8 protein-coding genes and 1 pseudogene are annotated in these 6,454 nt (G+C 67.3%); 5 read left to right on the top strand and 4 right to left on the bottom strand.

What is annotated here, in order from left to right; genetic code table 11:
* Window positions 1-1,209: 1,209 nt before the first annotated feature.
* The 4 genes from NBZ85_RS25850 to NBZ85_RS25835 all read left to right on the top strand — a co-directional run bounded on the left by NBZ85_RS25850 (window position 1,210) and on the right by NBZ85_RS25835 (window position 4,462).
* Complete coding sequence (locus NBZ85_RS25850) at window positions 1,210-2,679, top strand: competence protein CoiA family protein (RefSeq protein WP_261562770.1); 1,470 nt, start codon at window positions 1,210-1,212, stop codon at window positions 2,677-2,679.
* A 283-nt stretch (window positions 2,680-2,962) separates the two neighbouring features.
* Window positions 2,963-3,307, top strand: a complete 345-nt coding sequence (locus NBZ85_RS25845) for a PadR family transcriptional regulator (protein ID WP_261562769.1) — start codon at window positions 2,963-2,965, stop codon at window positions 3,305-3,307.
* Entirely contained in the window at window positions 3,304-3,825 is a 522-nt protein-coding gene (locus NBZ85_RS25840; protein WP_261562768.1) for a hypothetical protein, read from the top strand. Before NBZ85_RS25845 ends, NBZ85_RS25840 begins: the two co-directional genes overlap by 4 nt.
* 391 nt (window positions 3,826-4,216) lie before the next feature.
* The gene (locus NBZ85_RS25835; RefSeq protein WP_261562767.1) at window positions 4,217-4,462 is read left to right on the top strand and encodes a hypothetical protein; all 246 of its coding nucleotides are present in this window, start codon (window positions 4,217-4,219) and stop codon (window positions 4,460-4,462) included.
* A 62-nt stretch (window positions 4,463-4,524) separates the two neighbouring features.
* Here NBZ85_RS25835 and NBZ85_RS25830 read toward each other — a convergent pair whose 3' ends face one another.
* From NBZ85_RS25830 to NBZ85_RS25815, 4 genes and pseudogenes are all read right to left on the bottom strand, one after another.
* Window positions 4,525-5,079, bottom strand: coding sequence for a hypothetical protein (locus tag NBZ85_RS25830; protein ID WP_261562766.1), 555 nt, complete (start codon window positions 5,077-5,079; stop codon window positions 4,525-4,527).
* Between the two features lie 268 nt (window positions 5,080-5,347).
* Window positions 5,348-5,515 carry a hypothetical protein gene (locus NBZ85_RS25825; protein ID WP_261562765.1) on the bottom strand — a complete coding sequence of 56 codons (168 nt, stop codon included), beginning with the start codon at window positions 5,513-5,515 and terminating at the stop codon, window positions 5,348-5,350.
* 22 nt (window positions 5,516-5,537) lie between these two features.
* On the bottom strand, window positions 5,538-5,765 hold the full coding sequence (locus NBZ85_RS25820) for a hypothetical protein (protein WP_261562764.1): 228 nt from the start codon (window positions 5,763-5,765) through the stop codon (window positions 5,538-5,540).
* 111 nt (window positions 5,766-5,876) lie between these two features.
* Window positions 5,877-6,206 (bottom strand): annotated as a pseudogene (locus tag NBZ85_RS25815) (SbcC/MukB-like Walker B domain-containing protein); the annotation flags it as partial.
* Window positions 6,207-6,287: 81 nt separating this feature from the next.
* Here NBZ85_RS25815 and NBZ85_RS25810 point away from each other — a divergent pair.
* Window positions 6,288-6,454, top strand: a 167-nt coding sequence (locus tag NBZ85_RS25810) for a helix-turn-helix domain-containing protein (RefSeq protein ID WP_261562771.1), incomplete at its 3' end; no start/stop codon positions are given.

Genomic DNA, 6,454 nt, shown 5'->3' with positions numbered 1-6,454 from the left:
TTCTTCTCGAAGAGGTCGACAGCCCGCATGCGGATGTCCTCTTGGGTTTCCCGCGGAAGAGCCCGTCCATCGATAATCATGTTTCTATGACAGCAGAATCATGCACACTCTTCAAATCGGACTAGTAGCCTCCGACGAGGCTTCCATCATTGCACTGTCGGGGACGGGAATTTCAGCGTTCTCCCCGACAGCCAGATTTGTTCGATCTCCGACCGAGATTCGCGGAATACAGATTGGCGGCGCAGGCGAGTACACCACAGGTGGCGGGTGGTTCGGCGGCGGATTCGGAATCTCTGGCGCATTGGAAGGAGCCGCCTTCGCAACCATCATGAATGTATTGACAACACGACGACACGTGGACACCATGCTCCGGGTTGTTTTCGACGATGCGGAGGCAACCTTTGGCGTCGAGAAGTATATTCCTGCACGACTGGAAATCGAGCTAGCGGCGCTACTGGCGGCAGTGCGGGTAGGCGGAAGTCACCAGAGTGCTACACGCCTGAACGTGTCTACGGTTGCTGCCTCGCCGATTGTCGCTGCCGGCGCGCCAGGGCACGGCGCACGCTTCTGCACTGGATGCGGCACCCCACGTGCTGTTGGGGCCGCATTCTGCGGAGCTTGCGGCCAGCCCCTGCCCTGAGCCAGCAATCGCGCGCAAGGCGCCTGCTGAGGGCGTCACCGGCGGCCCGACGCCGGCGAGCTCCGCGACGAATGCCTGGCACCGGGCGGCCAACGGCAGCGGCAGCGGCCAGCACGTCGAACGCCACGAACTGAGCCGGGTGCTCGGCCGCCCGCCGTGCGAGGCCTCGCCCCGCCGTGAGCGGCGGGTGAGGTCGGCGCAGTCAAGCCGGCCGGCCGCGCAGTCCCAGCAGACCACCTCACCGTCGACCACGAGCCCGCCAGGCAGAGCGACGGCGAGCGTCAGGGACAGGTCGGGAAGAAGCGGGTCAGTTCACGCTGGTGCCGCGACCAGATTAGGGATCCGTGGACAACATCGCGGAATCCGTCCCATTTCGGCTCGTAGACCAGCGGGCGCCCTCGAGCGCTGGGTGGGACGAGTGTGTCGATCGGCCGAGCCAGCGCGAGCGAGGGTGGAAAGCTGATCACCGTCACGCAGGCGGCGCACCCGACCGCCCGCCTGGTGCGAAACGGAACCCGTCGGCGACAGGGGGTGATACGGATGATTCATGGACGATCGTTCCCTTGGGCATGGCTCAGTTCGTCCTGGAACCTGTCGCCGTGTATCCGCTGATCCCGCGGCCCGTCGCCATCAGATCGAGCGCAGTCGCTGACATGGCGTTCGCCGCGATCCACCCCGAGGCCGGCCGTATCGACGCCACCTTGCCGGACCTCGGCTGCGGTCTGGCCTGGGGGTCGGTGTACAAGGTTCGGCCCCGGATCGCACTGCGGTGTCCCGAATGCGGACACGGCGTTCACGCCAAGCTCTCCCCCTTCAAGCTGCGGTACTTCGCCCATGACCCCGGGCGCCCTGCAGACTGCTCCTGGCTCAACGAATCGCTGGAGCATCACTTACTGAAGCTGGAATTGGCGACGGCGATTCGAACCGTGGGCTGGCACGCCCAGATGGAGGTCCGCGCCGCTGACGGAACCTGGCGTGCCGATGTGCTCGCGTTCTCTGCGGACGGGACCCGCCGCGTGGCGTGGGAAGCCCAGCTCTCGCCGATCACCCATGAGGACATTCATGATCGGACATCCCGCTACCAGGCTGAGGGCATCGGGGTGTGCTGGGTTGGTGTCGCCGAGCGGCTGCCCTGGATGGGCGTCGTGCCCTCCATTCAGGTCTGTGATCCCCACGGGGAGCGGCCGTGGACCGTTGTCGACGGGGTGGCCGGCTTCGACTACGAGGACGGCGTCTGGAGCATCGTCGACGACCTGCCGCTGATCACCTTCATCCGGTGGGTCCTGCACGGGCAGACGATCACTCACCGCATCCTGCCCCGCTACCGACGGATCTGGCACGGCGACCAGCGGCGTTACACCCGCCGCCAGACGATCTGGACGACCCCGCGAAGTATCAGCAGCGAAGCCCGCCATGACGCGATGCGCCAACGCCAGGAAGCATGGAAGCAGCAGCAAGAGGAACGGGAGCGACAAGCCGAGCAGCGCCGCCAGGAGGAAGCCGAGGCCCGCCGACGAGAAGAGGAACGCCAACGCGCGATCCGGCAGGAGGCCGAGCGTGCCCGCGCGGAGGAGCTGCGGCGAAAGTGGGCTGCCGAGGCCGAGCAGCGCCGACCCAGGCGAGAAGCCGAACTACGCCAGCAGCAAGAGCTGGATCGGGCAGCCGAGCGGGAACGGCTCCAGCAGGAGCAACGCGAGCAGCAGGCCGCGCGCATCTGGTGGGACGACCTGTCCTCCACGCAGCTTGAGCAGTTTCGCGCCGCGGTGACCGGATCGCTGCGGAAGAAGGGCCTCCGCGTCGAGTTCGATTCTGAAGGACCTACCGTGGAGAACGCATACGGCATCGCGATCTACCAGCGCTACCGGCGGTACGGCGTCCTCCGTCCCAGCCCGGCGTCGATGCATCGGCTTCCCTCCGCCGTGCCCGTCTTTGTGCGGAACGCCCGTGAGGCGCAGCAGATCATCGACACCGAAAAGATCGATCCTGGCCGCGTGATCCACTTTGACCTTCCCGACGGCGAACAGCTGTTGCTGCTCTAGCGAAGGCATCCTTCATCCGGTAGGCGTCGACCGGCGCGGCGAGCCGCTGCGGGCCGCCGCGGGCGCGGTGGCTGCCGCCGAGCAGAGCCAGGGCCTATCCGCATCCAGGTCGGCTGTGCCTCCATCGGGCGGCCCCACCGTTGCGAAGGAATCTCCGAACGCCGCCGGGCGTGCTGGCCAGCCGGCACCGCGCGGCGACCGGGGCGTGGCCTGATCCGCCAGCAGGTGGTACGAAGAGGGCTACCCTCCACCCCTATATAGAGTTTCGGGTACGCTGTGCGGCATGGGGAAACGTCGACAGTCCGGGCCGCAGATCACGCTGCCCACCGCGGCGGTCCTCCGGCTGATGTTGGAGAACCCGACCGCCGACTACTACGGGTTCGACCTCGCCAAGGCCTCCGGGTTCCCGTCCGGGACGATCTATCCGATCCTCGCCCGGTTGGAGGCCGCCGGCTGGATGGCCAGCTACTGGGAAGAAGGTGAGCCCGCCGAGCTGGAGCGGCCACGTCGGCGGATGTACCGACTCACCGGCCATGGCGCGACCGCCGCCCGGGAGGCTGTGACCACCGCCCTGAGGCGCCTCGGCGGCTTGACTCAAGCAGCACGGCCCCAAGGGGAAACCGCGTGACCCGGCCCCGTGGCAAAACCCTGGACGCTTTCCACTTCCTTCTCCCCGCAGTTGCCGCCATCTTCGCCGCCGTTGCCATACTCGAAGACAGCGGAATCGCCAGCACCGCCGCCGCCTGCACGGTCGTTGTCCTCGCCGCCGTCGCTGTCCTCGCCCACGTCAATGGCACCATAGTCCGCGCCGCCGAGGTAGACGGTACCGCCTTCACCTGCACTGTCACCGCTCCCGACGGCACCGCTGTCCGTACCGATGCTGCTGGTGCTGGCATCACCCTCATGCGCGCCGATGGCACCGAGCTCCACGCAAATGCCGCCGTTCTTGCTATCGTCCGCGGCTCTGTCGCTGCCCGGGCCATACGCGTCGCCGGCGCTGTCAGCAGTGCCACCGCCGGCGTCATCCTTGTCGCCGCCATCGTCCTCGTGCCCGCCGATGCCATCGTCACAGCTGGTACCGCCAGTTTGTCGGCGGTGTCGTCATCGCTGGCGCCGCCCTTGTCGGGAGAAGGGCCCGTTCCTTGACGGAAAGCTCCCTGCGTGAGCGGAGGGGAGATGAGGGGGCATCTCCACGGCAGGCGCGCAACCGAGTCGCCTACGCCGGCGGTGCGATCCGATCGCAGACCGGCGGGCCAATCGATAGAGCCATTAATCACCTGCTGGCTCGGGGAGCGCGGGTTATTCCCGAATCGTTCCGGGAGCGGTTCGTTGAGGAATGGGCCGACCACCGCACTCACTACCGCGGCTGGCGGCTGCTGTGGTGGGCGCTGTGCGTGCGCGTCACAGCTACCCGCACCGCGGGCGAGCTGCGCGCCGCCCAGGTTCCCCACCCTGATCGATAACCGCGACTCGCGGTCGCCACCCTACGATTGCAGCGCTACCCCTATGAAGAGTTTCGGATAGAGGAGATATCTCCATGCCCCTGCCCTGGCTCACCGGGCTACGCGAGATCGTCCAGCCGGTCGCTGGCGCACTCCCCGCGCTGCTGCTCGTGCTCTTCGCCGGCCTGCTCGCCTTCGCGGGCCTGCCCTGGGGCGCCGGCGGTCGCGCCTACACGCTCGCCTACGCCGACCGGCTGATCGAGCTCGCTGCGGTTCTCGTCGACGGAACCGGAAGGCGAGCCGCTCGGGGTGATCGACGGGCCGGAGCGTGCATCAGGTGAGTCAGCGGCTTCTCCGCGACCGCGTCACGGCGTCGGAGGCCGTGTCGGCAGCGTCTCCACTGTCAGGGAGCACTGCTCGCCGCCGGCGCGAACAGGCGCAGCAGACGTGCCTGCTCCGGGTCAACCGTCAGCAGGTCGCTGTTCGCCCGCGGGAAGATCTCGGCCGCTTCCCACTGCGCAGCCCGCACACTCGCCGGACTTTTGATCTTGAGGCGTTGGGCGCGGAGATCGCCGAGTACCCTCTGAGCGTCGAACAGGTAGACCGCCGTGATGATCCAGGGGCGGGATCCACCGCGTGACGAGACCGCCGGCGAGACCGGACCGGTGAAGACCAGGTAGTAGTCCAGCGCGGCCGACTCGGTGAAGTCGAGCAGGTTTTCCCGCTTGGGATACCACTTCACATTCACGGTCCGCCCTTGCAGCGAGCCGGAGGTGAAACGGCCGTCGATCGCGGCTGCCGTCGCCGATCGCTCGAGCTCCACCCCGAAGACGCGCGCCGCGATCCACTCACCGAGGTGCCCGGCCGTCACCGGTCGGTCGATGACGGCGGCGATCTGGGCGTCGAGGGCGTTGCGCTGCTGCAGCAGGCCGGCGATCTGTTCCAGGTCCGCACTCACGTAGACGATCATTTCACGGCGCTGGTCACGGAGGCGCTAGGTACGGTCCAGCCTGCACCGAGCTGGCACAGCGAGTGTGGCTGCCGCGATCGCGTCGAGGATCGCGGGAACCACACCGACATACTGCGACGCGCGGTGACCATCGTGGAGAATCATGCCGGTGATGAACGACAGAGAGTGTGGCATGAGCCGGTGTACGCAAACCGCGCACGGCTCGGTGCCGGCTGACAGTCCGCTGCTGGGCGACCGCTCCTTCGTGGACGGCGACCTACGTCTGCCGACCTGTATCGAGCACGGCCGGGAGCATCACCGTCTCGTCCTTGGACGCGATCCTCGTCCCGAGGACGTCACGATTCGACAGGTAGATCCTCCGAGCGAAGGATGACCCGTCAAGCCGGGCGGGCGCCGCCGCAGCGGACTGACGGCTCGGCGTCACCGCGTTCTCGCTGCTGCGTAGGTCAGATGTGCCGCTCGTCGGCTGAGGCACTCCCTTCCGAGCCCTGTGGCCGGGGCGCTGCTGGGCCCTCGCTGGACGCTGGCGTCGGCTGGCCCTCCGGCCCGGTCCCGCGGAACGCCTGGAGCAGCCCGACGGCGCGCTGGTAGGGGCGCTCTGGTCCGACCACGATGACGACGAGCAGGAAGAGCAGGGCGACCAGGAGCCAGGCGGGAGCGGACAGCAGGTTCACGGCTACCCATCCTGTTCGGTGACGGACGTGGACCGAATGTTCCGCGGCCGCCGTACTAGAACGTACGGTCGAGCAACTGGCCAGACAGCGGGCTTCCGTGGCAGCTCGTGGCTATGTGAGCAGCCCAGAGGTCAGTTCGTCGGTGACGAGCTGGTCGCGCTCGGCAGAGGTTAGCCAGCGCGCCTGGCTACCGCCCAAGGACCGGGTAACCAGGAGGACGTTGTCGAAGTTCTCGGCGACGTCACGCATGTGGCTGATCACGGCGACCAGCCGGCCGCCGCTGGCTTGGCGGGTGAGTGCCTCCAAGGCGTCGCCGAGGATGTTGGTGTCCAGGGAGCCGAATCCTTCGTCGAGGAACAGCGCTTCGACTCGTCCGCCACCGCGAGAGGTGAGTTCCACCAGCGCCAAGGCCAAGGCCAGGCTTGCCAGGAACGTCTCTCCACCCGAGAGGGGGCGGGGTCAAATGGTCGTAGCGACGCCTCGATAGGATGATCGTGTTGGCGTCGAGGGGCTGGATGGTGGATGGGTCGGCGGGAGCAGTTGACGATCGAGGAGCGGGAGGTTATTTCCCGCGAGTTGGGCAAGAATCGTTCGGCGCGGTTCATCGCGAAGGCGCTCGGCAGGCATCACTCGGTGATTTCGAGGGAGATCGAGCGTAACGGCGGCGAGAATGTGTACCGGGCGGTGGA

It is taken from the genome of Frankia tisae (genome assembly GCF_025403405.1).
Taxonomy (GTDB): Bacteria; Actinomycetota; Actinomycetes; order Frankiales; family Frankiaceae; genus Frankia; species Frankia tisai.
The sequence above is the reverse complement of the archived record's forward strand: the minus strand, read 5'-3'. Positions and strand labels throughout refer to the sequence as shown.